The organism is Pelagerythrobacter aerophilus (assembly GCF_003581645.1).
Lineage (GTDB): Bacteria > Pseudomonadota > Alphaproteobacteria > Sphingomonadales > Sphingomonadaceae > Pelagerythrobacter > Pelagerythrobacter aerophilus.
This window is the reverse complement of record NZ_QXFK01000018.1, coordinates 540,313-566,162: the sequence shown is the minus strand read 5'-3', so window position 1 is coordinate 566,162 and position 25,850 is coordinate 540,313. Positions and strand designations below refer to the sequence as shown.

Here is a 25,850-nt window from a genome sequence, read left to right as displayed (position 1 = left end):
AATGAGTGACAAGAAGGACAAGCAGGACAAGCCCGCCAAGGGCAAGGGTCTGCTCAAGCTGCTGGCGGTTGGCGTGCTCGTCGCCGGCGCCGCCGGGGGCACCGTGTTCGGCCTGATGACGGCAGGGGTGATCCAGCTGGCAGGCGCGAATGCCGCCGAAGCCGGACCGCAATTCGTGCTCAAGGGGGAGGAGGATCCCTACGCTCCCGCCGCACCGAAGGGCGGTGAGAGCAAGGACAACGTCGTCTACGGCGAAGGTGGCACCAAGTACCGCACCGCCTATTTCAGCTTCGCCGAGGACTTCACCTCGAACCTCCGGAACAGCGACGGCCTCATCCAGGTGAGTCTCGCCGCCTCGACCCGCCGCGACGGACGCGTGCTGATGTGGCTCGACGAGCACCAGCTCGCGATCCGCTCGCGCATCCTCGTCGAGCTCGCCGACACGCCGGAGGAGAAGGTGATGACCAGCGCCGGCAAGAAGGACCTGCAGAAGCGCCTGACCGACGCGGTCAACGCCGTGCTCGTCGAGCAGGAAGGCTTCGGCGGGGTCGACAACGTCTACTTCCGGACTTTCATCGTCCAATGACCCGCCGAGCTTCACCGAAGGCGCCGGGCCGTCCGGCGAGCCACGCCGACGTGCTGCTGCGCGGGCTCGAGGCGCCGGTCGAGCTCGGTCCCGAATTCGAGCGGTTCGGCGCCCGCCTGTGCGGCGCGCTGCGCGCCAGCGTCGCGGGCGTGGCCAACGATGCCGAGGCGCGCGTCGCCTCGCTCGGCGCGCAGGCGCTCGCGGGGGCGGAGCTGACGGGCCACTGCGCGCCGCTGATCGCCCCCAGCCGCCACCGGTTCGGCATGGCCGGCCATGCCTTGTTCCTCGCGCTCGACGGGCGCGCGATCCTCGAACAGCTCGACCGCACTTTCGGCGGCACCGGCGAGATCGGAGAGCGCCTTCCCGCCGAGCTGCCGCACACCGCCCGCCTCTTGTCGCAGCGGTTCGAGAAGCAGGTTCTCGCGGCCATGGCGGGGGAACTCGGCGGCCTCGAATTTCGCACCGACGACGCCTCGCCGGCGGAGCTTCGCGCGCCGTTCGCGCCCGACGCCGAACTGTCCGCGCTGACGCTTGAAGTTACGGCTGGCGGGCGTGCTTGGCACGTGGTGCTCGCGCTCGAAACCGCGGCGCTGTCCTCGCTCCTGCCCAAGCGCGCCTCGGCGCCACGCGCGCCGGTTTCGCGCCGCAAGCCGGGCATCGACGAGGCGCCGTTTGCCGACCTGCCGCTCGCCGCCAGCGCGCGGCTGGTCGACATGGAAATGCCGCTTCACCGCCTGGCTGCGATCCAGCCGGGCACCGTTCTTCCGATCATGGTCGCGCGCAACGTGCCGCTGCAAGTGGGCGAGATCGTCATCGCCCGCGGCACCGTCGGCGAAGTCGACGACCAGGTCGCGCTCCAGATCACCCAGACTTTCACTGGAAAGGAAATCCGATGACCGATGCAACTCCCGGCTTCGGCCTGATTCAGGACATCGACGTCCGTCTCACGGTCGAGCTCGGCCGCGCGCAGATGAACCTGCGCGAAGTGCTCGACCTGGCGGAGGAGAGCGTGGTCATGCTCGACCGCCTGACCGACGAGCCGCTCGACGTGCTGGTCAACGGCAAGCTGATCGCCAAGGGCGAAGTCGTCGCCGAGGGCAACCGCTTCGGCCTGCGCATCCTCGAACTCGTCGGCGCCAACCAGCCCGCCGCCGCACCCCGCGAACGCCGCGCGCCGCCGATCGAGGTGAGCCCGAAGGCCGGCGCCAAGCAGACGGAAAGCGCCGCCTGATGTTCTGGTACGTCGTCAAGCTGCTGGTCCTGCTGCCGCTGATCGGCCTGATGATCTGGGGCAGCCTCAAGCTCGCCCAGCGCATGCAGGGCAAGTTCGGCGCGCCGCAGGGCGGGACCAAGGCGGTGCGGATCGTCGAGACGACCATGCTCTCGCCGACCATGCGCCTCGCCGTGATCGAATTCCACGGGCGCGAGATCCTCGTTTCGACCTCGCGCGCGGGCCTGACCCGTCTTGCCGAAGCGCCGGCCCGCCCGGCGGCGGAGGACGCGGCGTGAAGCGGCTGACGGCCATTCTGGGCGCGCTGGCCGCGCTCGCCATTCCCGCGGCGGCCAAGGCGCAGGCCGCCGTGCCCGGCGCGCTCGACCGCGCGTTCGGCGAGCTCGGCGGCGCGGGCGGAGAGCCGCTGAGCATGTCGCTCCAGCTGCTCCTCGTCATGGGGCTGCTGACGATCCTGCCGGCGCTCGTGCTGATGATGACCAGCTTCACGCGGATCATCGTCGTGCTCGCGATCCTGCGCCAGGCGCTCGGCCTGCAGCAGTCGCCGCCCAATCAGGTGCTGATCGGCCTGTCGCTGTTCCTCTCGCTGTTCGTCATGGCGCCCACGCTGGAGCGGGTGAACGACGCCGCGATCGCGCCTTACGCGGCCGGGCAGATGAATGCGGAACAGGCGATCGAGGTCGCCGGCGACCAGTTCCACGCCTTCATGATCCGCCAGACGCGCGAGCGCGACCTGCAGATGTTCGCCGATATCGCCAATGCGCCGAAGTTCGCCAGCACGGCCGAGGTGCCGTTCTCGATCCTGCTGCCGGCCTTCGTCACCAGCGAGCTCAAGACCGCGTTCCAGATCGGCTTCATGCTGTTCCTGCCGTTCCTGGTGATCGACCTCGTCGTCTCCAGCGTGCTGATGAGCCTCGGCATGATGATGATGAGCCCGATGCTCGTCTCTTTGCCGTTCAAGCTGCTGCTGTTCGTCCTCGTCGACGGATGGGCGCTGCTGATGGGCTCGCTCGCCTCGAGCTTCGCCTGACCATGGATGAACTTCCGATCCTCCTCGCCCTGGCGGACCGCATGCTGTGGATCACCGCGCTGGTCGCCGCGCCCGTGCTGCTCGCCAGCCTCGCCATCGGCCTCGTCGTCGGCCTGATCCAGGCTGCCACCTCGGTCAACGAGCAGACACTGACTTTCGTGCCCAAGCTCGCTGCGGTGGCGCTCGTGCTGGTCCTCTTCGGCGCCTCGATGATGGCGCTGCTGGGCGACTTCACGCAGGAAATCTTCATGGAAATCGCCAGGATCGGCGAGTGATCGCGCTCGACTTCGGCCTTGGCGCGATCGAGCAGGATTTCTGGCGGGTGGTGTTCCTGATGACCCGCATCGGCGCCGCGCTGCTCGCGGCTCCGATCTTCGGCGCCGCTTCGGTTCCGATGACGGTGCGGGTGAGCGTGACCGGGGCGCTGGCAATCTTCGTCGCGGTCTGGCTACCGGCGGTGACTCCGCCCGAGGCGCTGTTCTCCGCCGCCGGTCTGCTGGCCGTGGCGGGCGAAGTGGCGGTCGGGCTCACGCTCGGCTTCGTGCTCCAGATTGCCTTCGCCGCGCCGGTCATCGCGGCGGAAGTGATCGGCGGGGCCATGGGCATGAGCATGGCCATGGCGGCCGATCCGAACGGAGGCGGGCAGACGACCGCTTTCGGCCAGTACTTCAGCATCGTGCTGATCCTGATCTTCCTCGCGCTTGGCGCGCATCTGCACTGGATCGCGCTTCTGGTCGAAAGCTACCGCGCGCTCCCGCCGGGCCAGACCTGGTTGGGCGGCGACGGCTTCGCGCAAGTGGCGAGCTTTGCCGGCGCCATGTTCGAGACCGCGGTGCGCATCGCGCTGCCGATCACGCTGGTGCTGCTGCTGGTGCAGATGCTGACCGGCGTGCTCAGCCGCTCGGCGCCCTCGCTCAACCTGTTTGCGCTCGGCCTGCCGGCGGGCGTGCTGGCAGGGATCGCGGCGCTGATCATTGCCGCGCCGATGATCTACGAACAGTTCGGCGACATCGCCGAAATGGCCCTCGGCCAGACCGAACGGGTGCTGGTGCAATGAGCGAGACCGCCGGCGAAAAGACCTTTGCGCCGACCGAGAAGCGCAAGCGCGACGCGGCCCGCAAGGGCGACGTCCTGCGCTCGCGCGAGGCGACCACCGCCGCCGGAATCCTGTTCGGCGCCGCCTGGCTGATCTTCGCCGGGCCCTGGCTGCTCGAGGAGATGAGCCAGATCGTGCGCGAGAGCCTGGTGTTCGACCGCCGCGACATGCTCGATTTCCAGCCCGGCCGAATGATGACGGTCAGCCTGTTCGTCGCCCTGCCGCCGATCCTCACGATCGCGGTGCCGATGATCGCGCTGGCGCTGATCACCCAGCTCGGTTTCGGCGGGGAAGGGCGCTGGGTGAACGAGAACCTCGCGTTCAAGGGCTCGCGCATCAATCCGCTGTCCGGCCTCAAGCGCATGTTCGGCCCAACCGGCTGGATCGAGATGGGCAAAGGCATCCTCAAGGTCGCGCTGCTCGGCGCGATCGCCTGGGCCTGGGGGCGGAGCTGGCTGGAGACGATCATGGGGCTCGGCAGCGGCAACCTGTCGCAGCAACTCACGGCCGCATGGGGTGCGGTGACCTCGCTCCTGCTCGCGCTCGCCGGGGGGCTGATCGTGATCGCGCTGATCGACGCGCCGATCCAGTGGCTGCGCCGCAACCAACGGCTCAAGATGAGCCATCAGGAAATGCGCGACGAGCACAAGCAGGCCGAAGGCTCGCCCGAGGCGCGCGCCCACCGCCGCCAGCGCCAGCGCGAGATCGCGGCGGGCGGCGTCGCGCATGCCATGCGCGAGGCGCAGTTCGTGCTCACCAACCCGACCCACTTCGCGGTCGCGATGATCTATGATCCCGACAAGGCCGCAGCGCCGATCGTGCTCGCCAAGGGGCGCGGCGACAAGGCGGCGGCGATGAAGGAGCTGGCGCGCGAATACGGCGTGCCCTTGCTTGAATATCCGCAGCTCGCCCGCTCGGTCTACTACACCACGCGCGAGAACCAGACGATCCGCGAGGAGCTCTACGCCGCGGTTGCCTCGGTGCTGGCCTTCGTCCTCTCGCTCAAGCGCGGCGAAGCGCGGCCGGCACCGGCGATCGAAGTTCCGGTGGAACTGCGCTTCGACGCCGACGGCCGCGTCCCCTCTTAACCCTCGCCAGCAGGAGCCGTTCTCAGCGTCATGAGCGAAATGTCGTCCATCATCGCCGGTCTCGGAGCAGGTAGCGGGATCGATATGGTCAAGTTGGCGAGCGACCTCGCCGATGCGCAGTTTGCGCTGCGCAACGACCGGCTGACCGCAAAGACCGAGAAGCTCGAACAGCAGATCTCTGCCGCGTCTTCGCTCAAGAACACCTTGTCGATGCTCGCGAGTGCGCTCGGCGACCGGGTCCGTGCGGGCGACCTCGCGGTCAAGCCGCAGATCGGCAATTCCGCCGTCGCCACGGTATCGAGCCCGATCGGCACGAGCGGCTCCGGCTCCTACAGCCTCGAGGTGCTTTCGCTTGCACGGGGGCAGACGCTGACGGGCCCCGCCATGGCCGATCCGGCCGCGGCGGTCGGCGCGGGGTCGCTGACCTTCCGCTTCGGCACGACCGACGGCACGGGCTTCACGGCCGACACCGGACAGACGGCCGTGACGGTCGACATCGCCAGTGGCTCGACGCTGTCCGACATCGCCAACGCGATCAACGCCAAGAAGGCCGGCATCAACGCCTATGTCGCGCAGACGCCGCAGGGCGCGCAGCTCGTGCTCAAGGGGGCGGAGGGTGCGAAGAGCGGCTTCGTCGTCGAGGCGACCGAGACGGTGGGCGAGGAAGGGCTGGCGGCGCTGGCGTGGAATCCCGCCGCCGGCGGCGATCCGGCCCGGCTGCTGGCCGCGTCTGCCGACGCCCAGTTCAAGCTCGACGGCATCGCCATGACCAGCGCGAGCAACGATGTCGGCACGGTGGCGCCGGGGCTGGCGCTCAAGCTGACCGGCACCAATGCCGGTGCGCCGACCACGATCGGCTTTCCCAGCCCGGTCGGCACGATCTCCACGGCGATGCAGGACATCGTCAACGCTCTCAACGAAGTCGTGAGCGAGCTCTATACCGCGACCGATCCGATGAGCGGCGATCTGGCGCGCGATCCGGGCGCCCGCGCGCTCAAGCGCACGCTGTCGGAGCTCTCGGGCATGGAGATCATGCCCAACGCGCCCGAAGGCGCGCCGCGCACGCTGGCCGATCTCGGCCTGGCGATCCAGCGCGACGGCACGTTCCGGCTCGATACCGCGCGCCTCGACGCGACGCTGGCCCGCGACCCGGGCGGCGTGGCCGCGATGTTCACCACCGGGCTCTACGGCATCTATGCGACGGTCGACCGGATCTCGCGCCAGGCCTCGCGCACCGGCGATCCCGGCTCGCTCGCCGGGTCGATCGCGCGGTATCAGTCGCAGTCGTCCGAACTGTCTGACGAGGCCGCGAAGCTGGCCGACCAGCAGGAAACTCTGCGTGCGAACATGGTCGCGCGGTTCGCCAAGGCGGACTCGCGCATCGCCGCGTCGCAATCGACGCTGTCGTTCCTCCAGTCGCAGATCGACGCCTGGAACGCGAGTAAGGACTAGGGTCTGACGATGCTGGCGTTGACCGATCCGCATGAGGCCTATCGCCGCAGCTCGCTCGACGCGCGGGTGCAGGGCGGCGATTCCGCCGCGCTGGTGCAGCTCTGCCTCGAACAGGCGATCGCGAGCCTCGGCTCCGCGCTGTTCGCGCAGGAACGCGGCGATCCCATGCTGCGGAGCAAGGCGCTGACCCGCGCGCTGACCGCGATCACCGCGCTGGAAATGGGCGTTGACCGCGAGGCTCCGCTGGCGGAGGCGCTGCTGCAGGTCTACGGCGCGGCGCGCCAGGCGGTGCTCGGCAGCGTGATCGATTTCCACGCCGATCTGCTCGCTTCGGTGCGGCAGGATTTCCTCGAGATCGAGGCAGCGTTGCGGGGCGCCGAGCGCTCGCCTGCGACGGAGTGAGCGATCCCCGGTTTGCAATTTTTAACGTTTGCAGAACCCTTCGCGTTAAGTTAACGCCGCGCCGCTGACCGGGGGGTTCGATTGACGTTGTGGGCGCACAATAGCCGCAGAGGCCTCGTGCCGACGAGCCGCCTCTCGACGAGCATGAGACCGAGCGGTCCAAACGGGTGCAGGCGATGGACGTGATCGGGGGCAGCGGGCCCGTGCATGTGATCGACTTCGATTCGCGCCGGCGTGCAGAGATCTCGCGCGATCTGATGGCGCGGCGGGTGCATGCCGAGATTTACGAGGATATCGACGAATTCCTGCGCATACTGCCGGCGCAGGGGGCAGTGCTGATGGTCGAACGCACCGGGAGCGACACGCTTTCGTATTTCCTCGACAACTTGCGCGGCAAGGGACGGTACTACCCGATTTCGATATATTGCGAGGCGCCGGAGCCGGAACAGGTCGTGCATGCCATGCGCGAAGGCGCGCTCGACTATTTGCGCTGGCCGTTCGAGCCGGCGCTGCTGGACGATGCGCTGCGCCGGTTAGCCGAGGAAGGCCACCGCCGGCGCAAGATCGAACTCGCGCGGGCCCGGGCGAAGGCCTCGGTCGAGCAGCTTACCGGGCGCGAGCACGACGTGCTCGTCTCGCTCCTCAATGGCAATTCGAACAAACAGATCGCCGCCGAGCTCGATCTCAGCCCGCGAACGGTCGAGATCTACCGCAAGAACGTAATGCGCAAACTCGACGCCAAGTCCACCTCGGAGGCTGTCCGGATCGGCATCTATGCCGACTTGTGGGAACTGCCGGTCGCCTGACCCATCCCCAGCAGGAACGTGATCCAGGCGCGCACGAGCGCGGTAGGCAACGTATCCGAAGTCACCAGCGTCTCCCCCGTGTCGCCATTGAGCCAGATGCGCACCGTTGCCGGAGCGGTCTCTGCGTGCGAGACGATTTCGTAAGTAAGCGCGGTTCCGATCAGGGACGCGGCGGCCGCCTCGAACGCCTGCCGCCGGAGCAGATCGTCGAACGAGGTCTCGTCCAGCGGGCATGCTGCGACCGCGCAGAACGGCGGCGGCGCAAGGAGGGTCAGGTTATACGAGAGACGCAGGAGGTTCTCGATCGGCGCCCCGGCCGCGCTCCACGCGGACAGCCTGGCGAGACTCTCGAACCAGCTCAATGCGTCGAGGCAGGCATTGTCGCGCAGCTCCATAGAGGGTGCCCCTCCGGGTTTCGCCGCTTAATATACACCTCTTAGCGCCAGACCGGAAATATTGCGCGGCAAACCGAGTGTCCGAACGGGTGTAAAGAGCGGTTGGCCCGGCCGAATGTTGCTTTTTTCGGCTTCCGAACCCGTGCGGAGAATGGTGTCATCCCCGCGTCACGCTGCTATCGCATCGGGGCCACGCAACTCTTCAGGGATCCGCAAGACATGCCCGCATCGCTCACCGCCGACCGCCGTACATTCCTCGCCGCCACCGGAAGCGCCTTTGCCGCGCTCGCGGCGAGCGGGTGCTCGACCACCATGGCTGGTGCAACGCGCAGCGCCGGCTACGGCCCGCTGCAACCCGATCCCGCGGGCCTGATCGACCTGCCCGAAGGGTTCTCCTACCGCGTGCTCTCGAAGCTCGGCGACACGATGAGCGACGGCTTCACCGTGCCCGACGCGGCCGACGGCATGGGCTGCTTTGATCTCGGCGGCGGCAAGCTCGCGCTGGTCCGCAATCACGAGTTGATGCCCGGCAAGGACGGCGGCGGCGTCGCGGGCCCGGCGTTCGACACCGTGGCGCGCAGCCTCGTCCCGCTGCCCGGCGGCACGACCACGCTGGTGCTCGATGCCGAGACCCTGGCGGTCGAGAAGCAGTACCGCTCGCTCGCGGGCACGATCCGCAACTGCGCGGGCGGGATCACGCCGTGGGGAAGCTGGCTGACCTGCGAGGAGGCGCCGGTGCGTGCCGACGGCCGGATCAATCAGGATCACGGCTGGACCTTCGAAGTGCCGGCCGCCGCGCCGGGTTTGATCGATCCGGTGCCGCTGAAGGCCATGGGCCGCTTCAACCACGAGGCTGCCTGCGTCGATCCGGCGACCGGGATCGTCTACCAGACCGAGGACCGCGACGACAGCCTGCTCTACCGCTTCATCCCGAACACGCCGGGCAAGCTGGCCGAGGGCGGCAAACTCCAGGCGCTCGCGATCGTCGACGCGCCGGCGGACACGCGCAACTGGCAGGGCGCGCCGATGCCGGCGCAGGCCTGGGCCGAGGTGCGCTGGGTCGATCTCGACAACGTCGAAGCGCCCGAGGACGACCTGCGCCAGCGCGGCGCGGCGGCGGGCGCGGCGCTGTTCGCGCGCGGCGAGGGCATCCACATGGGCGAGGGCGAGCTCTACTTCTGCTGCACCAGCGGCGGCGCGGCCAAGCTCGGCCAGATCTTCCGCCTCGTCCCGGGCCGCGGTGGGCGGGCCGATCGGCTGCAGTTGTTCTTCGAATCGACCAACCGCGACCAGTTCAACTACGGCGACAACCTGACGGTCGGGCCGAACGGGCATCTGGTGGTGTGCGAGGACCAGTACACCGAAGTGGTCGAGAACCACCTGCGCGGCATCACGCCGGACGGCGTGGCCTATCCGATCGCCTTCATGCACGAGCAGACCGAATGGGCCGGCGCCTGCTTCTCGCCCGACGGCCGCACGCTGTTCGTCAACGCCTACAGCCCGGCCAAGACCTTCGCGATCCAGGGGCCGTGGATGGCGTAGCGATCAACGGAGCATGGATGGAGCGCCTTCGCGTTGAAGCATTGCCCAATGCACCCCGCCGGGCCAAAGAGCGCGGCATGAATCGCCTTGCCGTCTATTGCGGGTCCGCGACGCCCGCCGATCCGCGTTACATCGAACTGGCCCGCGAGGTCGGGCGCACGCTGGCCGAGCGCGGGATCGGGGTCGTCTATGGCGGCGGGCGGCTCGGGCTGATGGGCGCGGTGGCGAGCGGGGCGCTCGATGCCGGGGGCGAGGTGATCGGGGTGATCCCCGACGCGCTCGCCGGCAGCGAGGTGGCCAACACCGATTGCACCGAGCTCCACACCGTCTCCGGCATGCACGAGCGCAAGCAGCGCTTCACCGACCTCAGCGACGGGTTCGTGACCATCCCCGGCGGCGTCGGGACGATGGACGAGCTGTGGGAGGCGGTGAGCTGGGCGCAGCTCGGCTATCACACCAAGCCCGTGGGCCTGCTCAACGCCTTCGGGTTCTACGATCATCTGATCGCGTTCAACCGACACATGGCGGAAGTGGGTTTCGTTCGGCCGGCGCATCAGGGTATCGTCGTGGCCGAACCGACTCTGCCTGCACTGCTGGACCGGATGGCCGCTTACCAACCGCACACCCCGATCTTCCAGATGAAGGCCAGCGACCTGTGAGCCGGCCGCGGCGCGTCGTACCGCGGATGCTGGCGCCCTCGCGCATCCTGCGGACGACGCCGGCGCAGGCGGGCGGCGGGCGGGAACGCTGGTCGCTGGTGGAGCACGCCTACGACGCGATCGCGGAAGGATCGAAAAGCTTCGCCACCGCGAGCGAGCTGTTCGACCGCGACACGCGCGAGCGCGTCTGGCTGCTCTACGCCTGGTGCCGGCGGTGCGACGATCTCGCCGATGGGCAGGATCACGGCGGCGAGCCGACCGAACATGCCGATGCCGACAAGCGCCTGCGGGCGATCCGTCTGCTGACCGAACGCGCCTTCGAAGGCCTGCCGACCGCCGATCCTGCGTTCGATGCCTTCGGCCTGGTCGCGCGCGAGTGCGGGCTGACGCGCGAAATGGCCGAGGACGTGATCATGGGCTTCGAGCTCGATGCGGCCGGCTGGCGCCCGCGCACCGAGCGCGATCTTGCGCGCTACTGCTATCACGTCGCCGGCGCGGTCGGCGTGATGATGGCCGTGGTGATGGGCGTGCCGAAGGACGATTCGGAGATGCTCGACCGCGCCTGCGACATGGGCATCGCGTTCCAGCTCGCCAATATCGCGCGCGATATCGGCGAGGACGATGCGGCGGACCGCTGCTACCTGCCGATCGAGTGGCTGGTCGAGGAGGATATCGAGCCGGGCCAGCACCTGAAGCCGCACCATCGCGGCGAACTGACGGACATGGCCGCGCGGCTGGTCACGCTGATGGAGCGGCACGAGGCGGCGGCGAAGCTCGGCACCCCGCGCCTGCCATTCCGCAGCCGCTGGGCCGTGCTCGCCGCGGCGCGCATCTACGGCGCGATCGGGCGCGAGGTTCGCGCGCGCGGCCAGGCGGCCTGGGACCACCGCGTGGTCATCGGGCGCTGGGACAAGGCGAAGCACGTCCTCGGCGCCTTCTGGGAAGCTCTGCGCAACCGCCCGCAGCCGCCCGAGACGATGCCCGAATGGACCCGCGGCGACATCCTGATCGACGTCCGCATGGCCGGCCCGATCGCCAAGCCCCCGATGGATCCGCTGCCGGACGAGGAATGACCTCGACCTCCGGTCGGCCGCCTGGCCGGCGCCGTTCGCGGGACCCGTTTCCTTTTCGCGCCATCCGCCCTATCCGGGGCCGATGATCACCAAGCTTCTGATCGCCAATCGTGGCGAGATCGCCTGCCGCATCATCCGCACCGCGCGCGAGATGGGAATCGCCACGGTGGCGGTCTATTCGGACGCCGATGCCCGGGCGCTGCATGTCCGCCAGGCGGACGAGGCGGTGCATATCGGCCCCTCGCCCGCCGCCGAGAGTTACCTCGTCGGCGAGAAGATCATCGCCGCCGCGCAGCAGACCGGGGCGCAGGCGATCCATCCCGGCTACGGTTTCCTTTCCGAGAATGCCGATTTCGCGCAGGCGGTGATCGACGCCGGGCTGATCTGGGTCGGCCCGAAGCCGCAGAGCATCCGCGCGATGGGCCTCAAGGACGCGGCCAAGAAGCTGATGCGGGCCGCCGGCGTTCCGGTGACCCCGGGTTATGAGGGCGAGGACCAGTCGGCCGAGCGCCTCAAGGCCGAGGCCGATGCGATCGGTTATCCGGTGCTGATCAAGGCCGTCGCGGGCGGCGGCGGCAAGGGCATGCGCAAGGTCGATGCCGCGGGCGAGTTCGAAGCCGCGCTCGAATCCTGCCGCCGCGAGGCGAAGGCGAGCTTCGGCAACACGCAAGTCCTGCTGGAGAAGTGGATCACCTCGCCCCGCCATATCGAGGTGCAGGTGTTCGGCGACAGCCACGGCAATGTCGTCCACTTGTTCGAGCGCGACTGCTCGCTCCAGCGTCGCCACCAGAAAGTGATCGAGGAAGCGCCGGCGCCCGGCATGGACGAGGCGACGCGTGCGGACATCTGCGCCGCCGCCGTCCGTGCCGCCCAGGCGGTCGACTACGAAGGCGCGGGCACGATCGAGTTCATCGCCGATGCCAGCGAAGGCCTGCGCGCTACCCACATTTTCTTCATGGAGATGAACACCCGCCTGCAGGTCGAGCACCCGGTGACCGAGGAAATCACCGGCGTCGATCTGGTCGAGTGGCAGCTACGCGTGGCGAGCGGGGAGCCGGTGCCGCTCAAGCAGGACGAGCTGCGCATCGAGGGGCACGCGATCGAAGCGCGGCTCTATGCGGAGGACCCTTCGAGCGGCTTCCTCCCCAGCACCGGACCGCTGGAGCACCTCGACTTCGGTCCGGCGGACCGCGTGGAAACCGGAGTCGAGGAAGGCGGTGCGGTATCGCCGTTCTACGATCCGATGATCGCCAAGCTGGTCTGCTACGGCGCCGACCGCGAGGAAGCGATCGACGCCCTGCTGGAAGCCGTAAACGGGACCGAAGTCTGGCCCGTGCGCACCAATGCCGGCTTCCTCGGCCGGGCGCTCGACAGCGAGGCCTTCCGCGCCGGTGATCTCGATACCGGGTTCATCGCAGCGGCGGGGGATAGTCTCATCCCCTCGGCCGAGCCGAGCGACGCCGTGTGGCATGTCGCGACACGCCTTGCGACCGACGATGCGTTCGACCAGCCGCTCGCCGGCTTCCGCCTCAACGCCGCGCCCCGCCGTTCGGTCGCCCTCGCGAGCGGCGGTGAAACGCGCCTCGTCGATCTGGAAGCCGCGCATGCCGGCACGGTCTCGATCGAGGACGCTGTGCCTGACTTCGGTGAAGCCGAGACGGACGACGGCCCCGTGGTCACGGGCTATCTCGACGGCGAGGAGATCGTCGCCTTCGCCTCCGGCACGGCCTACCGCTTCTCGCTTGCGGCGCGTGGCACCGGCCACGCCTCCGCCGCGGACGGAGCGATCGTCGCCCCCATGCCGGGCAAAGTCATCGCGGTCGACGTGGCGGAGGGCGATACCGTCACCGCCGGACAGCGGCTCCTGGTGCTCGAGGCGATGAAGATGGAGCACGCGCTTACTGCACCGTTCGACGGCACCGTTACCGAGCTTGCCGCCAGCGCGGGTGCGCAAGTGCAGGTCGAGGCGGTGCTCGCCGTGGTGGAGCCGGCGGAAGAGTAAGCTCCTTCACTCACAGACCAGATCAATCGTCGTCCTGCACCGGCGGGCCGAACAGTTCGCCCTTCTCGCTGAACAGCACGAAGCCGAGCGTCAGCACCGCCGTCACCAGCAGGGCGAGGGCCAGCGGGCGCGCGGTGCCGTCGTAGGCGAAGCCGATCATCGCCCCCAGCGCTGCGCCGCTGCTCATGCGCAGGAAGCCCTGGGCGGAGGAGGCCGCGCCGGCGATATGGCGGAAGGGCTGGAGCGCGATCGAGCCGAAGTTCGCGCCTATGAAGCCGAGCAGGCTCATATTGGCGGCCATCAGCGGCACGAACGTCCACAGGCTCTCGTCCGGCTGGCTGGCGAACCAGAGCTGCGCCGCCGCGACCGCGATGAACACGAACAGCGCGGCATGGCTCACCCGGCGCGCGCCGAACCGCTCGACGATGCGCGAGTTTGACCAGTTCGACACCGCCATGCAGGCCGCGCAGATGGCGAAGATCAGCGGGAAGCGGTCGCCCGCGCCGAAAGCCTCGCCGATGAGCTGCTGGCTCGAATTGATGAAGCCGAACAGTCCGCCGAAAACGAGTGCGCTGCCGAGCGTGTAGCCGATCGTCTCGCGCAAGGTGACCGCGCTCGCCATGTTGCGCAGGATCGGGCGCAGGCGGATTTCCTGCCGGTCGCGCGCATGGAGCGTCTCGGGCAGGCGCCAGTAGATCCAGGCGGTCATGACGACGGCCGCGGTGGTCATCACGACGAAGATCCAGCGCCAGTCGCCGAACAGCTCGATCACCCCCTGTCCGATGCTCGGCGCGATCGCCGGCACGAGTAGGAAGATGACGAAGATCAGGCTCATCATTCGCGCCATCCGGTCGCCGCCCACCCGGTCGCGGATGATCGCAGGCGGCAGCGCGACGATGCCGGCGGCGGAGAAGCCCTGTACCGCGCGCAGCGCCACCAGCGCCTCGAACGACGTCGCGAGCGCGCAGCCGATCGAGAACACGATATAGGCGCCGAGCGCGACGAACAGCACCGGCCGGCGCCCGAACCGGTCGGCGAAGCTGCCCGGCACGAGCGTGCCGAGGCCGGTCGCCAGCAGGTAGGCCCCGACCACGAACTGCCGGCTGTTGCCCGTGACCCCGAGATCGGCCGCAAGATCGTCCAGCGCAGGCAGAATCGCGTCGATGCCGAAGGCGTTGAGCGCCATCAGCAGCGCCATCATCCAGATCAGCTCGCGCTCGCCGATCGGCGCGCGTTTCGCGAGGCTGGATGGCGGGCGAACGTCTTCGCCGTCGGACCAGGTTTCATTTCGCATGTGCACAATATCGTCATTGCGACGAACGGTTCCGCTTTGCAACCGGCGGGATTATCGTAATCCGCGATGGACGACACGGCGCCAGACCACGAAGAATCCGACGAGGCGCAGGGCCTGCGCAAGATCATCCATGTCGACATGGATGCCTTCTTCGCCAGCGTCGAGCAGCGCGATCATCCGGAGCTGCGCGGAAAGCCGGTGGCGGTCGGAGGATCGGGCGGGCGCGGGGTGGTCGCCGCGGCGAGTTACGAGTCGCGCGAGTTCGGCGTGCGCAGCGCGATGCCATCGGTCACCGCCAAGCGGCTGTGCCCGGACCTGATCTTCGTCCGCGCACGGTTCGACGTCTACAAGGACGTGTCCCAGCAGATTCGCGCGATCTTCCGCCACTACACCCCGCACGTCGAACCACTGAGCCTCGATGAAGCCTACCTCGACGTCACCGATGACATCCGCGGGATCGGTTCGGCGACGCGGATCGCCCAGCTCATCCGCCAGCGCATTCGCGACGAGACCGGGCTGACCGCGAGCGCCGGCGTCTCGTACAACAAGTTCCTGGCCAAGCTCGCAAGCGACCAGAACAAGCCCGACGGATTGTGCGTGATCCGGCCCGGCGAGGGCGCGGCCTTCGTCGCCGGGCTGCCGGTGCGCCGGTTCCACGGGATCGGGCCGAAAGGCGCGGAGAAGATGGCGCGGCTCGGGATCGCGACCGGTGCCGACCTCGCGGACCGGGACATCGCCTTCCTGCGCGCCAACTTCGGCAGCTTCGCCGACTACCTCTACCGCGCGGCGCGGGGGATCGACCTGAGGCCCGTGCGCGCCAACCGCATCCGCAAGTCGGTCGGCGGCGAGCGGACCTACGGCGAGGATATATCGAGCGGCCATGCCCTGCGCGAAGCGCTCGACAATATCGTCGACGTCGTGTGGGAGAGCATCGAGCGCACCGGCGCGAAGGGCCGCACGGTCACGCTGAAGATGAAGTACACCGATTTCCAGATCGTCACCCGGGCGCGGAGCCTGCCGCGCAGCGTCGCCGACAAGACCGAGTTCGCCCGGCTCGGGCACGAGCTGCTCGAAGCCTTGCTGCCCCTGCCGCTACCGATCCGGTTGATGGGCCTCACCCTGTCCAATCTGGAGCAGGCCGGCGGCGCGCAGGAGCGGCCGCGCGACGAGGCGCAGCTTTCGCTGCTGCTATGACCGTTCGCGCCAGAGAGCGAGCCGCCGGCGCGTGCGTTCGCTCAGTGGCTCGGGCAGCGAGTGCGGCGGGAACAGCCGCGCCTCAATGATCTCGCGCATGTCGGGCCGCGGCGTATCGGAGATGCGGGTGGCGAAGACATGGACCCGGTGAAGCGCGCCGTGAAGCACGTCGTCCTGCACGCCCAGCAAGGTCATCGCATGGGCTTCGCACCCGGTTTCTTCGCGCAGTTCGCGCCGCGCCGCGGCCTCAGGATCCTCGCCGCGCCGGATGCCGCCGGTAGGAAAGCACCAGCTCCCGGCGCCGTAGCTCTGGCGAACCAGCAGCAGCCGTCCCTCGATGTCGCTGGCGACGATGGCGCAGCCATTCAGCCGCGGTCGCGCCAGCCTCCACCAGACCTTCCGCACCGCATGAGCCAGGCGATAGCCTCGGCGGTGCAGCGAAGCCGGGATCAGGCGAAGCACGTGACCGGCTGGGTCGCAGCCGCGAGCAGGCGGGCGACCGGCAGGTCGTGCTCGCCGCGCATGGCCGCTTCGAACACCGCCCGCTTGTCCGCCCCGCGGATCACGAACAGCAGTTCGTCGCTGGCGAGCAGCGAGGGGATGGTCAGCGTGATCCGGTCGAACGGCGCCTCGGGCGGCAGCGGATCGGGCGTCAGCCGGCGGATGGGAGCCGGGTCGTCCACTTGCGGATCGGTGTTGGGGAAGAGCGAGGCGATGTGCCCGTCCGCCCCCATGCCGAGCCAGGCGAGCGCGAAACGGGGCACCTGCTCCATCTCGGTCAGAGTGACCACTTCGGCCCCGAGCGGTTCGAGCGCGGCACGAATCCGGCCTGTGTTGCTCGCCGGATGATCCTCGGGAACGATCCGGTCGTCTCCCGGCCAGACGAGCAGCCGGGTCCAGTCGATCGGCGCATCGGCCAGCCGCTCGAGGATCGGAAACGGGGTCGATCCGCCGGGCATGGTGATCGCCGCGGATCCGTGGGTCTCGGCCAGTGCGCGCTCGATCCGCCCGCCCAGCCACTCGGCAATCCGCGCGTCGTCCGCGCCTTCGATCAGGGTCACATCCGCCATGGGCCCTGCATAGCAAGAAACCCGCGGCGACCAAGCATCGCCGCGGGTTTCGGCTGTGAATACGAGTGCGCTTACTTGAGCGTCTGGGTGAGGAACCAGATGCGCTCCTCCGCCTCGTCGATCCAGTCGTCGACGATCCCGCTGGTGGCGTTGTCGCCGGCTTCCTCGGCTGCGTCCTTCACTTCATTGAGGCGCGTGTGGAGCTTGCGGTTGTCGTCGCGCAGTTCCTTGACCATCGCGTCGGCGTCGAGCGCGGCGTTGTCCTGATCGGCCACCTGGGTCGCCTTGGCGATCGAACCGATCGAGGTCAGCGTCACCTCCCCGTTCTTGCGCACGCGCTCGCCGATCAGGTCGACCGTGCCCACGAGCTGCGCGGCCTGTTCGTCGAACAGCAGATGGAGGTCGCGGAAGCGCGGGCCGGCCACGTGCCAGTGGAAGTTCTTGGTCTTGACGTAGAGCGCCAGCGTATCCGCCAGCGCGCCGTTCAGCGCATCGACCAGTGCCTTTTTCGAATTGTCGCCCTTCTGAGTCATGGTCCGTCCCTTCTTTTTCTGCGGAGAATGGTTCGTCTATCGAACGCGATGAATGCCGATCGGTTTCACCGCTTTCGGGGGTTTCACTGATCGCCTCCGTCGATCACGATATAATTCCGCGCGCGGAAAGTCCGATGAACACCGCAAGCGCCAGGGTCGCCGCCGCAAGCGTCAGCCGGATAGCACGCAGCGGTGTCCTCTGCACCAGCGCCGCACCTGCCGCCCAGGCCGCCGCGAGCGCCAGCGCCCCGCCGAGCGCGCCGCCGATTCCGGCCATGAACGGCGCCCCGGTGGCGGCGGCGATCGCGAAGACGAGGAAGCGCGCGCCGTCGCCGAACTGCTTGGCCACCAGCACGATCACGATCGCCGCGAGCGAGCGGGTCGGCTCCTCCGGCGCGGCATAGCGCGCGGGCCAGGCGAGTTCGATCGCGGCGAAGAGCAGCGCGATCGCGACCAGCATGGTCTTCGCCGCCTCGGGCAGCAGTCCGGAGATCACTTGCCCGGCGAGCGCCATCGCCAAGGCCGAAAGCGCCGCGCTGACCACCGCCGCGGCCAAGACCCCCGCGCCCCGCCGGGAGGCGCTGGAGAAATGCGCGACGATCAACTGGTCCCTGCTGCCGATCGTGCCCAGCAGCACCGCGACGAATGCGAAGAACAGCGAAGGCATCGCGCCGGATCATGCGGGCCCGGCGCCGCGGGGACAAGCCTATTTCGGTATCGAAGGCGACCGCCGCATGGTCATCCTGCCAGATCTCCGATCATCAGCCCGGCGGTGGCCTTGGCGCTGGCGACGACGCCGGGGATGCCGGCACCCGGGTGCGTGCCGGCGCCGACGAGGTAGAAGTTGCCGATCTCGTCGTCGCGGTTGTGGGCGCGAAACCAGGCGCTCTGGGTCAGGATCGGCTCGAGGCTGAAGGCGCTGCCCAGGTGCGCGTTGAGATCGAGCGCGAAATCGCGCGGGGCGTAGTGGAACTTGGTCACGATCCGGTCGTGGATGTCGGGGATCAGCCGCCGCCCGACTTCGTCGAGCACGCGCTTCTCCAGCACCGGGCCCATCTGCTCCCAGTCGATCGCCAGCTTGCCCATGTGGGCCACCGGGATCAGCGCGTAGAAGGTCGAGCGGCCGGGTGGCGCCAGGCCTGGATCGGTCACGGTCGGGTGGTGGAGATAGATCGAGAAATCGGCCGGCAGCACGCCGTGCTGGTAGATGTCGGCCAGCAGACCTTCATAGCGCGGGCCGAACAGGATCGTGTGATGCGGAATGCCGGGCCAGGTCCCCTCGAGCCCGAAATGGACCACGAACAGGCTCGGCGAGAACCGCTTGCGCGCGAGCTTGCGGGCATAGTGCGCTCCGCGCCGGGTGCCGCGCAGCAGGTCGCGGTAGGTGTGCATCAGGTCGGCATTGCTGGCGACCGCGTCGAAGCTCTCGCGCCAGCCGCAGGCGGTTTCGACTTCGGTCGCGCGGTTGCCGATCGTGTGCACGCGGGTGACCGCCTCGCCCAGCCGCACGGTCCCGCCGAGCCGTTCGAAGTGCCGCACCATGCCGGCGACGAGCCGGTTGGTGCCGCCGCGCGCCCACCACACGCCGCCGTCCTTCTCCAGCTTGTGGATCAGCGCGTAGATCGCGCTCGCGGTCATCGGATTGCCGCCCACCAGCAGCGTGTGGAAGCTGAATGCCTCGCGCAGCTTCTCGTCCTCGATAAAGCGCGAGACCATCGAATAGACCGAGCGCCAGGCCTGATGCTGGATCAGCGTCGGCGCGGCCTTGAGCATCGACTTGAAGTCGAGGAACGGCACGGCGCCGAACCGCTGGTAGCCATCGCGATAGACGCCTTCCGAATAAGCGAGGAATTCCTGATAGCCGGCGACGTCGGCGGCGTTGACCTTGGCGATCTCGGCATTGAGGCTCGCCTCGTCGTTCGAATAGTCGAAGGTCACGCCGTCGGGCCAGTTGAGGCGGTAGAAAGGCGAAACCTTCAGCAATTCGACGTCGTCGGCCATGTCGTGGCCCGACAGCGACCAGAGCTCGCGCAGGCTGGCCGGATCGGTGATCACGGTCGGCCCGGCGTCGAACGTGAACCCCTCGCGCTCCCACACGTAGGCGCGCCCGCCGGGCTTGTCGCGCGCCTCGACCACCGTGGTCGGGATCCCCGCGGACTGCAGCCGGATCGCCAGCGCCAGCCCGCCGAAGCCGGCGCCGATCACGCAGACGCGCTTGTTTCCCATCGGGGCCGGCGTGGCCCGCGTCTCTTCCCCGGAAAGCTCCGGAAGGAAGGAGGGCTGGGTTTCGGATTCGCTCATCGAGGCGGACCTTGCAGCGGCGCACCCCTGCGTGCAAGCGCGGCTATGGCACGGCTCACCGGAACCGGCGGCCGGCCGAGGAGCACGCGGGCCTTGTCCCCGGCGGTCGAACGGGCGGCGTAGAAGCGCTCGATCAGCCCTTCGTGCAGGCGGTAGAAGTGTTCGAACACGCGGTAGCGCGCCTCCGGCCGGGCGGCGCCGAACAGCATTGCGCCAAGCCGGCGGTAGAAGCGTGTGCGGCGCCACAGCCGCCGGGCGCGCGCGTCGAGCAGGGCGGCGAGTTGGTCGCCCGGCAGCCGCGCTTCCTCCGCCGCCGCGAGCGCCGTCTCCACTGCGAAGGGCAGGGTGTAGCTCGTCAGGGGGTGGACGAACCCGCCGCGCGCCCCGGCGCGTGCGATGCCCGCCACCGCCATCTCACGCTGCCAGGCGGCGAAGTCGCCCCCGGTGATCACCGGCAGCACGCCCGTCTCGCCGCCGAGGATCTCGCCGTCGAACCCGTGCTGCAGGCAGTAGCGGTCGATCCGCGAGGACAGCGCGCTGCGGTCGAGCTCGGGCGTGTCCTGGTAATAGGTATCTTCGACGAACAGCTCGTCGGCGCCGAGCGGGAGGACGTAGACGAAGCGGTAGCCGCCGCGCTGCTCGACCGTCGCATCCATCACGATCGGGCGGGCGATCCCGTGCGGCCGCGCGGTGCGCAGATGGCGGCCCATGAAGACCTGCCACCCGCCTTGCAGATGCGCGCTGGGCACGAACCCGCGGCAGTCGATCACCGCGCGCGCCGCGATCCGCTCGCCGTCCGCCAAGGTCACACCCTCGGCATCGAGCGCCGCGACCGCGCGCCCGGCGAGCACCGTCTCCTCGGGCAGTTCGCGCCGCAGCCCAGCGTCGAACTCGGCGGAGGACAGCGAGTTGTAACGCGTGTGCAGCGTGCGGAAATAGGCGGGAAAGCGCACCTCGTAGCCGTCCCATGCGGTCGTGCGGAACCGCGCCAGCAGCGCCGCGCCTTCCGCGTCGAGATCGCTTGCGAACCAGCTCCACCGGTGGTTGCCGCCCAGCGTGTCGCCCTGCTCGATCAGGGCCACGGGCGTGCCCGGCGCGCGGCGATGGAGCGCCAGCGCGATCAGTCCCCCCGCGAGCCCGCCGCCGACGACGGCAATATCCACCCTGCGCCCGCTCATGCCCTTGGCCTAGGGCGCTTTCGCAGGGCGGGCAATCGCCGTGTCCGCCGCCGCTTGTGCGCGCCGCGCGCTGTGGCACAAGGCGGCCATGCAGCTTTCGCTCCTTCCGCATCGCAAGGCGGTGCTCGCAACGGCGGTGCTCTTCTCGCGAGCGCAGCGATCCTCCTGGCGATGGATCGCCCGCCGATCTGCGAATGCGGCACGGTCAAGCTGTGGCACGGCGTGGTGCAGTCGAGCGAGAACAGCCAGCACCTGACCGACTGGTACAGCCCGAGCCATTTCACCCATGGGCTGATCATGTTCTTCCTCGCTTGGCTGCTGTGGGACAAGTGGCGCCTGTTCGGCGGCGCGCCGGCGCGTTGGGCACTGCCGATCGCGGTCGTGATCGAGGCGGCGTGGGAGATCATGGAGAACACCCCCATGGTGATCGACCGCTACCGAGAGGTGACGATCAGCTGGGGCTATGCCGGCGACAGCATGATCAACTCGCTGGCCGATATCGGCTGGATGATCGTCGGCTTTCTTGTCGCCGCGCGCATTCCGTGGCAGGCGAGCCTGGCGATCGCGCTGTTCTTCGAAGCCTTCACCGCCTGGGCCATCCGCGACAACCTGACGCTCAACGTGCTGATGCTGTTCTGGCCACTCGAAGCGGTGCGGCAGTGGCAGGGCATGGGGTGAGGGGGCAGGAACGCGCCGCAAGGTTGCACGTTGCAACTTCAACGATAGCGGGGATTTTTTCATGAGAACGACATTTGTCGCCGCAGGCGGCGCGCTTGCGGTGCTCGCCTGCCCGGCGCTGGCGCAGGAGAGCGAGGGGCCGCCGCCGCCCTCCGAGCAGACCACCGTTTACGACGGCGACTGGGTCACCATTGGCGCGGGTGCGATCTACTCGCCGAGCTACGACGGGTCGGACGACTACGTGATCTCGCCGGTGCCGATGGTCATGGGGCAGATCGGGCCCGTGGGCGTCAGTCCGCGCGGTGCAGGCGTGGCGCTCGATTTCATCCCGGACCCGGACGATGGCATCGCCTTCGATCTCGGCGTGGCGGTGGGCCTCAACGCCAACCGCGCGAACAAGATCGAGGATCCGGTGGTCGAGGCCGCGGGCGAGCTCGACCGCGCGGTGGAGATCGGGCCCAGCGCCGGGGTCAGCATTCCGGGCGTGCTCAATCCCTACGACCGGCTGTCGTTCAATCTCGACGCCAAGTGGGACGTGGCCGGCGCGCACGAGGGCATGGTGATGAACCCCGGCATCTCGTATTTCACGCCGCTCAGCCGCGGACTGGCCGGGGCGATCGCGCTCAACGCCGAGTACGTCGACGACAGCTATGCCGACTATTACTACTCGGTCAGCCCGGCCCAGAGCGCCGCCAGCGGCCTGCCGCTCTATCAGGCCGAAGGCGGGTTCACCAAGGCGGGCGCGACCGCGCTGCTGGCGGTGGATCTCGACGGCAATCTCGCAAACGGCGGCATCTCGCTGTTCGGCGCTGGCGGATATTCACGCATGCTCGGCGATGCCAAGCGCACGCCCTACACCAGCCTGCGCGGCGACGCCGACCAGTTCTTCGCCGCCCTTGGTGTCGGTTACACGTTCTGACGGCGCGCACCGCGCAGGCCCCGCGGTGAATATCCTCTCGACCGAAACCGGCCGGCCGTGCCGCTCTTGCGCCGGAGCGCGCGGGCGGGCATCAGGCCGGGAAAGGGAGAGAAACGCCATATGAAAATCAAAGCCCTGCTTGCCGCCGCCGGCGCACTGGTCGCCACGCCTGCGCTGGCCGAGACCGTGGTGATCCACGCCGGCTCCGTCGTCACCGATGCCGCGAGCCAGCCGCGCGGGCCGTCCACCATCACGGTGACCGACGGCCGCATCGTCTCGATCGCCGACGGCATCCAGCCGGGGCCCGCCGGCGCGGAAGTGGTCGAGCTGACCGACAAGACCGTGCTGCCGGGCCTCATCGACCTCCACGTCCATCTTACCGGCGACCCGGGCGGGGACTTCTGGAAGGAAGCGGTCGAGCCCGAGGAATGGGGCGTCGTCGTCGGCGCCAAGAACGCGCGGCTGACCGCGCTCGCCGGCTTCACCACCGTGCGCGAGGCGGGGAGCAGCCAGCAGTCCGGCTTCTCGCTGCGCCGCGGGACGGAGGAGGGCATGATCCCCGGTCCGCGGATCATCGCTGCCGGCCCTCCGCTGGCGATCGTCGGCGGGCACGGCGACGTCTCCGGCTTCCGGCCGGAAATCAACCAGATCCTCACGTCCGGCTATACCTGCACCGGCGCGGTCGAATGCGCCGAGAAGGTCCGCCGCGCGAGCCAGAACGGGGCCGACTGGATCAAGATCACCGCCACCGGCGGGGTGCTCAGCCAGCAGGGCCGCGGCCTCGGCGCGCACTTCACCAGCGAGGAGATGCAATCGATCGCCGACACCGCGCACTCGCTCGGCCTCAAGGTCATGGCCCACGCGCACGGCGCGCGCGGGATCGAGGCGGCGAGCGTGGCCGGGATCGATACGATCGAGCACGGCACCTACCTCGACGACGGCGCGATCAAGGCGATGAAGGAACATGGCACCGTGCTCGTGCCTACGCTGATGGCGTTCCAGGGCATTTCCGAACGGCTCGGCACCGGGACCTACACGCCGGTGGTGGAAGAGAAAGTCCGCGCCGTGGCCGAGGCGGCCAAGGTCTTCATGGGCAAGGCGCGCGATGCCGGGGTGACGATCGCCTTCGGCACCGATTCGGGCGTGTACGAACACGGCCGCAACGCGCAGGAGTTCCGCCTGATGATGGGCCAGGGCATGTCGAGCCGCGAGGCGCTCGCCAGCGCGACCACCGTCGCCGCCGACGTGCTCGAGATGGAAAACGAGATCGGCCGCCTCGCACCGGGTTATTCGGCCGACATCATCGCGGTCGCCGGCAACCCGCTGGAGGACGCGACCGTGCTCGAGAAGGTCGACTGGGTCATGGTCCGCGGGCGGGTGATCGAATAACCGCTCGTCGACCGGCGGGCCCCGCTCATCGAAGCGGGCCCGCCGCCGGGTCCCGACCGTCCTAGACTGGCCCCATAGATCGATTCAGGGGAGATCTCGCATGACCAAGCTTCGCCTCGCGCTTGCCGCGACCACTGCGCTTTCGCTCGCCGCCGCCGTGCCCGCCGCGCCGGCCTTCGCCCAGGCCGCCGACGCGGCTCCTGCCGCGGCCGCCGCCCAGTCGGAGCACGACCGGCTCTTCGCCCTGTTCGCCGCGGCGGACGAGAAGCATCTCGAGCTCAACCCGATCATGGCGCTGTTCCGCGGGGACATGCGCTACGCCGACCAGATCGGCGGCTTCCTGACCGACGAGTATAACGCGCAGACCGTCGCCAACGCGCAGGCGAACCTCGCCGCGCTGCGGCAGATCGACCGCGCGGCGCTGAACGAGACCGACCGCATCGCCTACGATGTGTTCGAATACGACCAGCAGGAAACGCTCAAGGACTACGCGCCGGAGATCCTCGCGCTCAGCGAAACGCGCCCGATCAACCACTTCTCCGGCTTCCACACCTTCTACCCGACTTTCGCCAGCGGGCAGGGCGCGGCGCCGTTCAAGACGCTGGAGGACTACGAGAACAACCTCAAGCGCCACGCCGAATACGTCGAGCTGATCGACCGCTCGATCGCCAAGTTCCGCGAAGGCCAGGCGGCCGGCGTCTACGAGACCAAGCTGACCATCGGCAACGTGATCGAGCAGCTCGACACCCAGCTCGCCATGCCGCTGGAGGAATCGCCGCTCTGGGGCCCGGTGACGATGTTCCCCGAAGGGATTTCCGACGCCGACAAGGCGCGGCTGACCAAGGAGTATCGCACCTCGGTCGAGGCGATCAACGCCGTCCACACGCGCCTGCGCGACTACTTGCGCGACGAGTATCTGCCGCAGGCGCGCGACAGCGTCGGCCTCAGCCAGATGAAGGGCGGGGCCAAGCTCTACGAGCACATGATCGAGAGCACGACCACGCTGCCGCTGACCGCCGACTACGTCCACAACCTCGGCCTCAGCGAAGTCGCGCGGATCAAGACCGAGCTGGAGAAGATCAAGGCCGAAGTCGGCTTCGAAGGCACGCTCAACGAGTTCTTCGACTACGTCCGCACCGATCCCAAGTTCAAGCCGGAGAGCCGCGAGGCGCTGACCCAGAGCTATTACGACATCGGCAAGCAGGTCGACGCGAAGATCGGCGACTACTTCTCGCTCGTTCCCAAGACCCCGCTCGAGATCAAGCCCTACGAGCCGTTCCGCGAGAAGTTCGAGGCCGGCGGATCGTACATGCCCGGCGCGCCCGACGGTTCGCGTCCCGGCACGTTCTACTTCAACGCCTACGACCTGCCGAGCCGGCTGACGACGGGCAACGTCACGCTCTACCTGCACGAGGGCGCGCCGGGGCACCACTTCCAGATCAGCCTCGCGCAGGAGAACGAGGCGCTGCCCGCCTTCATGCGCTTCGGCGGCTACACCGCCTACAGCGAGGGCTGGGGGCTCTATGCCGAGACGCTCGGCTACGAGATGGGCTTCTACGACGATCCGTGGAACCGCTACGGCACGCTGCAGGACGAACAGCTCCGCGCCATGCGGCTGGTGGTCGACAGCGGCATCCACGCCAAGGGCTGGACCCGCGAGCAGGCGATCGACTTCATGCTCGAGAATTCGGGCATGACCCGCACCGAAGTCGTGGCCGAGGTCGAGCGCTACATCGCGATCCCGAGCCAGGCGCTCGCCTACAAGATCGGCGCGCTCAAGATCCAGGAACTGCGCGAGAAGGCGGAAGCCGCGCTGGGCGAGAACTTCGACATCAAGGCGTTCCACGCCCAGGTGCTCGGCACCGGCCCGCTGCCGATGCCGGTACTGGAGAAGAAGATCGACGACTGGATCGCCGCGGGCGGGGCCTGACG

28 protein-coding genes are annotated in these 25,850 nt (G+C 68.7%); 20 read left to right on the top strand and 8 right to left on the bottom strand.

Annotated features, from left to right (window positions below):
- Nucleotide 1 precedes the first annotated feature (1 nt).
- The 11 genes from D2V04_RS13445 (at nucleotide 2) to D2V04_RS13395 (ending at nucleotide 7,691) form a co-directional block, all read left to right on the top strand.
- Nucleotides 2-586, top strand: coding sequence for a flagellar basal body-associated FliL family protein (locus D2V04_RS13445; RefSeq protein WP_119514183.1), 585 nt, complete (start codon nucleotides 2-4; stop codon nucleotides 584-586).
- The gene (locus tag D2V04_RS13440) at nucleotides 583-1,482 is read left to right on the top strand and encodes a FliM/FliN family flagellar motor switch protein (RefSeq protein ID WP_119514182.1); all 900 of its coding nucleotides are present in this window, start codon (nucleotides 583-585) and stop codon (nucleotides 1,480-1,482) included. The genes D2V04_RS13445 and D2V04_RS13440 overlap by 4 nt, the downstream gene beginning before the upstream one ends.
- Nucleotides 1,479-1,817 (top strand): flagellar motor switch protein FliN, encoded by a 339-nt coding sequence (fliN, locus tag D2V04_RS13435; RefSeq protein ID WP_119514181.1) that lies wholly within the window; start codon nucleotides 1,479-1,481, stop codon nucleotides 1,815-1,817. The genes D2V04_RS13440 and fliN overlap by 4 nt, the downstream gene beginning before the upstream one ends.
- On the top strand, nucleotides 1,817-2,095 hold the full coding sequence (locus tag D2V04_RS13430) for a flagellar biosynthetic protein FliO (protein ID WP_119514180.1): 279 nt from the start codon (nucleotides 1,817-1,819) through the stop codon (nucleotides 2,093-2,095). The genes fliN and D2V04_RS13430 overlap by 1 nt, the downstream gene beginning before the upstream one ends.
- Nucleotides 2,092-2,847 (top strand): flagellar type III secretion system pore protein FliP, encoded by a 756-nt coding sequence (fliP, locus tag D2V04_RS13425; RefSeq protein WP_119514179.1) that lies wholly within the window; start codon nucleotides 2,092-2,094, stop codon nucleotides 2,845-2,847. Before D2V04_RS13430 ends, fliP begins: the two co-directional genes overlap by 4 nt.
- A gap of 2 nt (nucleotides 2,848-2,849) precedes the next feature.
- The gene (locus tag D2V04_RS13420) at nucleotides 2,850-3,122 is read left to right on the top strand and encodes a flagellar biosynthetic protein FliQ (protein WP_119514178.1); all 273 of its coding nucleotides are present in this window, start codon (nucleotides 2,850-2,852) and stop codon (nucleotides 3,120-3,122) included.
- The gene (fliR, locus tag D2V04_RS13415) at nucleotides 3,119-3,904 is read left to right on the top strand and encodes a flagellar biosynthetic protein FliR (RefSeq protein ID WP_119514177.1); all 786 of its coding nucleotides are present in this window, start codon (nucleotides 3,119-3,121) and stop codon (nucleotides 3,902-3,904) included. Before D2V04_RS13420 ends, fliR begins: the two co-directional genes overlap by 4 nt.
- Nucleotides 3,901-5,031 (top strand): EscU/YscU/HrcU family type III secretion system export apparatus switch protein, encoded by a 1,131-nt coding sequence (locus D2V04_RS13410; RefSeq protein ID WP_119514176.1) that lies wholly within the window; start codon nucleotides 3,901-3,903, stop codon nucleotides 5,029-5,031. Before fliR ends, D2V04_RS13410 begins: the two co-directional genes overlap by 4 nt.
- A 30-nt stretch (nucleotides 5,032-5,061) precedes the next feature.
- Nucleotides 5,062-6,483 carry a flagellar filament capping protein FliD gene (gene fliD / locus D2V04_RS13405; RefSeq protein WP_119514175.1) on the top strand — a complete coding sequence of 474 codons (1,422 nt, stop codon included), beginning with the start codon at nucleotides 5,062-5,064 and terminating at the stop codon, nucleotides 6,481-6,483.
- 9 nt (nucleotides 6,484-6,492) lie between these two features.
- Nucleotides 6,493-6,885, top strand: coding sequence for a flagellar protein FliS (locus D2V04_RS13400; protein WP_119514174.1), 393 nt, complete (start codon nucleotides 6,493-6,495; stop codon nucleotides 6,883-6,885).
- Nucleotides 6,886-7,061: 176 nt separating this feature from the next.
- A complete protein-coding gene (locus D2V04_RS13395; RefSeq protein ID WP_119514173.1) occupies nucleotides 7,062-7,691 on the top strand; it encodes a response regulator transcription factor in 630 nt (209 codons plus the stop codon).
- Here the strand turns inward: D2V04_RS13395 and D2V04_RS13390 are convergent.
- Nucleotides 7,658-8,086, bottom strand: coding sequence for a hypothetical protein (locus D2V04_RS13390; protein ID WP_119514172.1), 429 nt, complete (start codon nucleotides 8,084-8,086; stop codon nucleotides 7,658-7,660). The genes D2V04_RS13395 and D2V04_RS13390 overlap by 34 nt on opposite strands.
- Before the next feature lie 219 nt (nucleotides 8,087-8,305).
- Here D2V04_RS13390 and D2V04_RS13385 point away from each other — a divergent pair, with 219 nt between their 5' ends.
- From D2V04_RS13385 to D2V04_RS13370, 4 genes are all read left to right on the top strand, one after another.
- Entirely contained in the window at nucleotides 8,306-9,628 is a 1,323-nt protein-coding gene (locus D2V04_RS13385) for an alkaline phosphatase PhoX (protein ID WP_119514171.1), read from the top strand.
- A gap of 77 nt (nucleotides 9,629-9,705) precedes the next feature.
- Entirely contained in the window at nucleotides 9,706-10,287 is a 582-nt protein-coding gene (locus D2V04_RS13380) for an LOG family protein (protein WP_119514170.1), read from the top strand.
- 26 nt (nucleotides 10,288-10,313) lie between these two features.
- Complete coding sequence (locus D2V04_RS13375; protein ID WP_119514303.1) at nucleotides 10,314-11,360, top strand: phytoene/squalene synthase family protein; 1,047 nt, start codon at nucleotides 10,314-10,316, stop codon at nucleotides 11,358-11,360.
- A gap of 82 nt (nucleotides 11,361-11,442) precedes the next feature.
- Nucleotides 11,443-13,362: an acetyl/propionyl/methylcrotonyl-CoA carboxylase subunit alpha gene (locus tag D2V04_RS13370; protein ID WP_119514169.1), complete on the top strand. Its 1,920-nt coding sequence runs from the start codon at nucleotides 11,443-11,445 to the stop codon at nucleotides 13,360-13,362.
- A 22-nt stretch (nucleotides 13,363-13,384) separates the two neighbouring features.
- On the opposite strand, the gene D2V04_RS13365 is transcribed toward D2V04_RS13370, so the two are convergent.
- Entirely contained in the window at nucleotides 13,385-14,656 is a 1,272-nt protein-coding gene (locus tag D2V04_RS13365) for a multidrug effflux MFS transporter (protein WP_119514168.1), read from the bottom strand.
- Between the two features lie 66 nt (nucleotides 14,657-14,722).
- Between D2V04_RS13365 and dinB the strand changes: the two genes are divergently transcribed.
- Nucleotides 14,723-15,850, top strand: coding sequence for a DNA polymerase IV (gene dinB / locus D2V04_RS13360; RefSeq protein ID WP_119514167.1), 1,128 nt, complete (start codon nucleotides 14,723-14,725; stop codon nucleotides 15,848-15,850).
- On the opposite strand, the gene D2V04_RS13355 is transcribed toward dinB, so the two are convergent.
- The 6 genes from D2V04_RS13355 to crtY all read right to left on the bottom strand — a co-directional run bounded on the left by D2V04_RS13355 (nucleotide 15,845) and on the right by crtY (nucleotide 20,932).
- On the bottom strand, nucleotides 15,845-16,312 hold the full coding sequence (locus tag D2V04_RS13355; RefSeq protein WP_119514166.1) for an NUDIX hydrolase: 468 nt from the start codon (nucleotides 16,310-16,312) through the stop codon (nucleotides 15,845-15,847). The genes dinB and D2V04_RS13355 overlap by 6 nt on opposite strands.
- Nucleotides 16,300-16,920: a 6-phosphogluconolactonase gene (locus tag D2V04_RS13350; RefSeq protein ID WP_119514165.1), complete on the bottom strand. Its 621-nt coding sequence runs from the start codon at nucleotides 16,918-16,920 to the stop codon at nucleotides 16,300-16,302. Before D2V04_RS13350 ends, D2V04_RS13355 begins: the two co-directional genes overlap by 13 nt.
- A 71-nt stretch (nucleotides 16,921-16,991) precedes the next feature.
- Nucleotides 16,992-17,453 carry a Dps family protein gene (locus D2V04_RS13345; RefSeq protein ID WP_119514164.1) on the bottom strand — a complete coding sequence of 154 codons (462 nt, stop codon included), beginning with the start codon at nucleotides 17,451-17,453 and terminating at the stop codon, nucleotides 16,992-16,994.
- A 103-nt stretch (nucleotides 17,454-17,556) separates the two neighbouring features.
- Nucleotides 17,557-18,120 (bottom strand): hypothetical protein, encoded by a 564-nt coding sequence (locus D2V04_RS17795; protein WP_147391828.1) that lies wholly within the window; start codon nucleotides 18,118-18,120, stop codon nucleotides 17,557-17,559.
- A 71-nt stretch (nucleotides 18,121-18,191) separates the two neighbouring features.
- The gene (locus tag D2V04_RS13340; protein ID WP_119514302.1) at nucleotides 18,192-19,679 is read right to left on the bottom strand and encodes a phytoene desaturase; all 1,488 of its coding nucleotides are present in this window, start codon (nucleotides 19,677-19,679) and stop codon (nucleotides 18,192-18,194) included.
- A gap of 71 nt (nucleotides 19,680-19,750) precedes the next feature.
- Complete coding sequence (gene crtY, locus D2V04_RS13335) at nucleotides 19,751-20,932, bottom strand: lycopene beta-cyclase CrtY (RefSeq protein ID WP_119514163.1); 1,182 nt, start codon at nucleotides 20,930-20,932, stop codon at nucleotides 19,751-19,753.
- Nucleotides 20,933-21,103: 171 nt separating this feature from the next.
- Here crtY and D2V04_RS13330 point away from each other — a divergent pair, with 171 nt between their 5' ends.
- From D2V04_RS13330 to D2V04_RS13315, 4 genes are all read left to right on the top strand, one after another.
- Nucleotides 21,104-21,610, top strand: coding sequence for a DUF2585 domain-containing protein (locus tag D2V04_RS13330; RefSeq protein WP_228766436.1), 507 nt, complete (start codon nucleotides 21,104-21,106; stop codon nucleotides 21,608-21,610).
- Between the two features lie 61 nt (nucleotides 21,611-21,671).
- Nucleotides 21,672-22,529 (top strand): MipA/OmpV family protein, encoded by an 858-nt coding sequence (locus D2V04_RS13325; RefSeq protein ID WP_119514161.1) that lies wholly within the window; start codon nucleotides 21,672-21,674, stop codon nucleotides 22,527-22,529.
- Nucleotides 22,530-22,649: 120 nt separating this feature from the next.
- Complete coding sequence (locus tag D2V04_RS13320; protein ID WP_119514160.1) at nucleotides 22,650-23,918, top strand: metal-dependent hydrolase family protein; 1,269 nt, start codon at nucleotides 22,650-22,652, stop codon at nucleotides 23,916-23,918.
- A 100-nt stretch (nucleotides 23,919-24,018) separates the two neighbouring features.
- Nucleotides 24,019-25,848: a DUF885 domain-containing protein gene (locus D2V04_RS13315; RefSeq protein WP_119514159.1), complete on the top strand. Its 1,830-nt coding sequence runs from the start codon at nucleotides 24,019-24,021 to the stop codon at nucleotides 25,846-25,848.
- The last annotated feature ends 2 nt before the right edge of the window (nucleotides 25,849-25,850 follow it).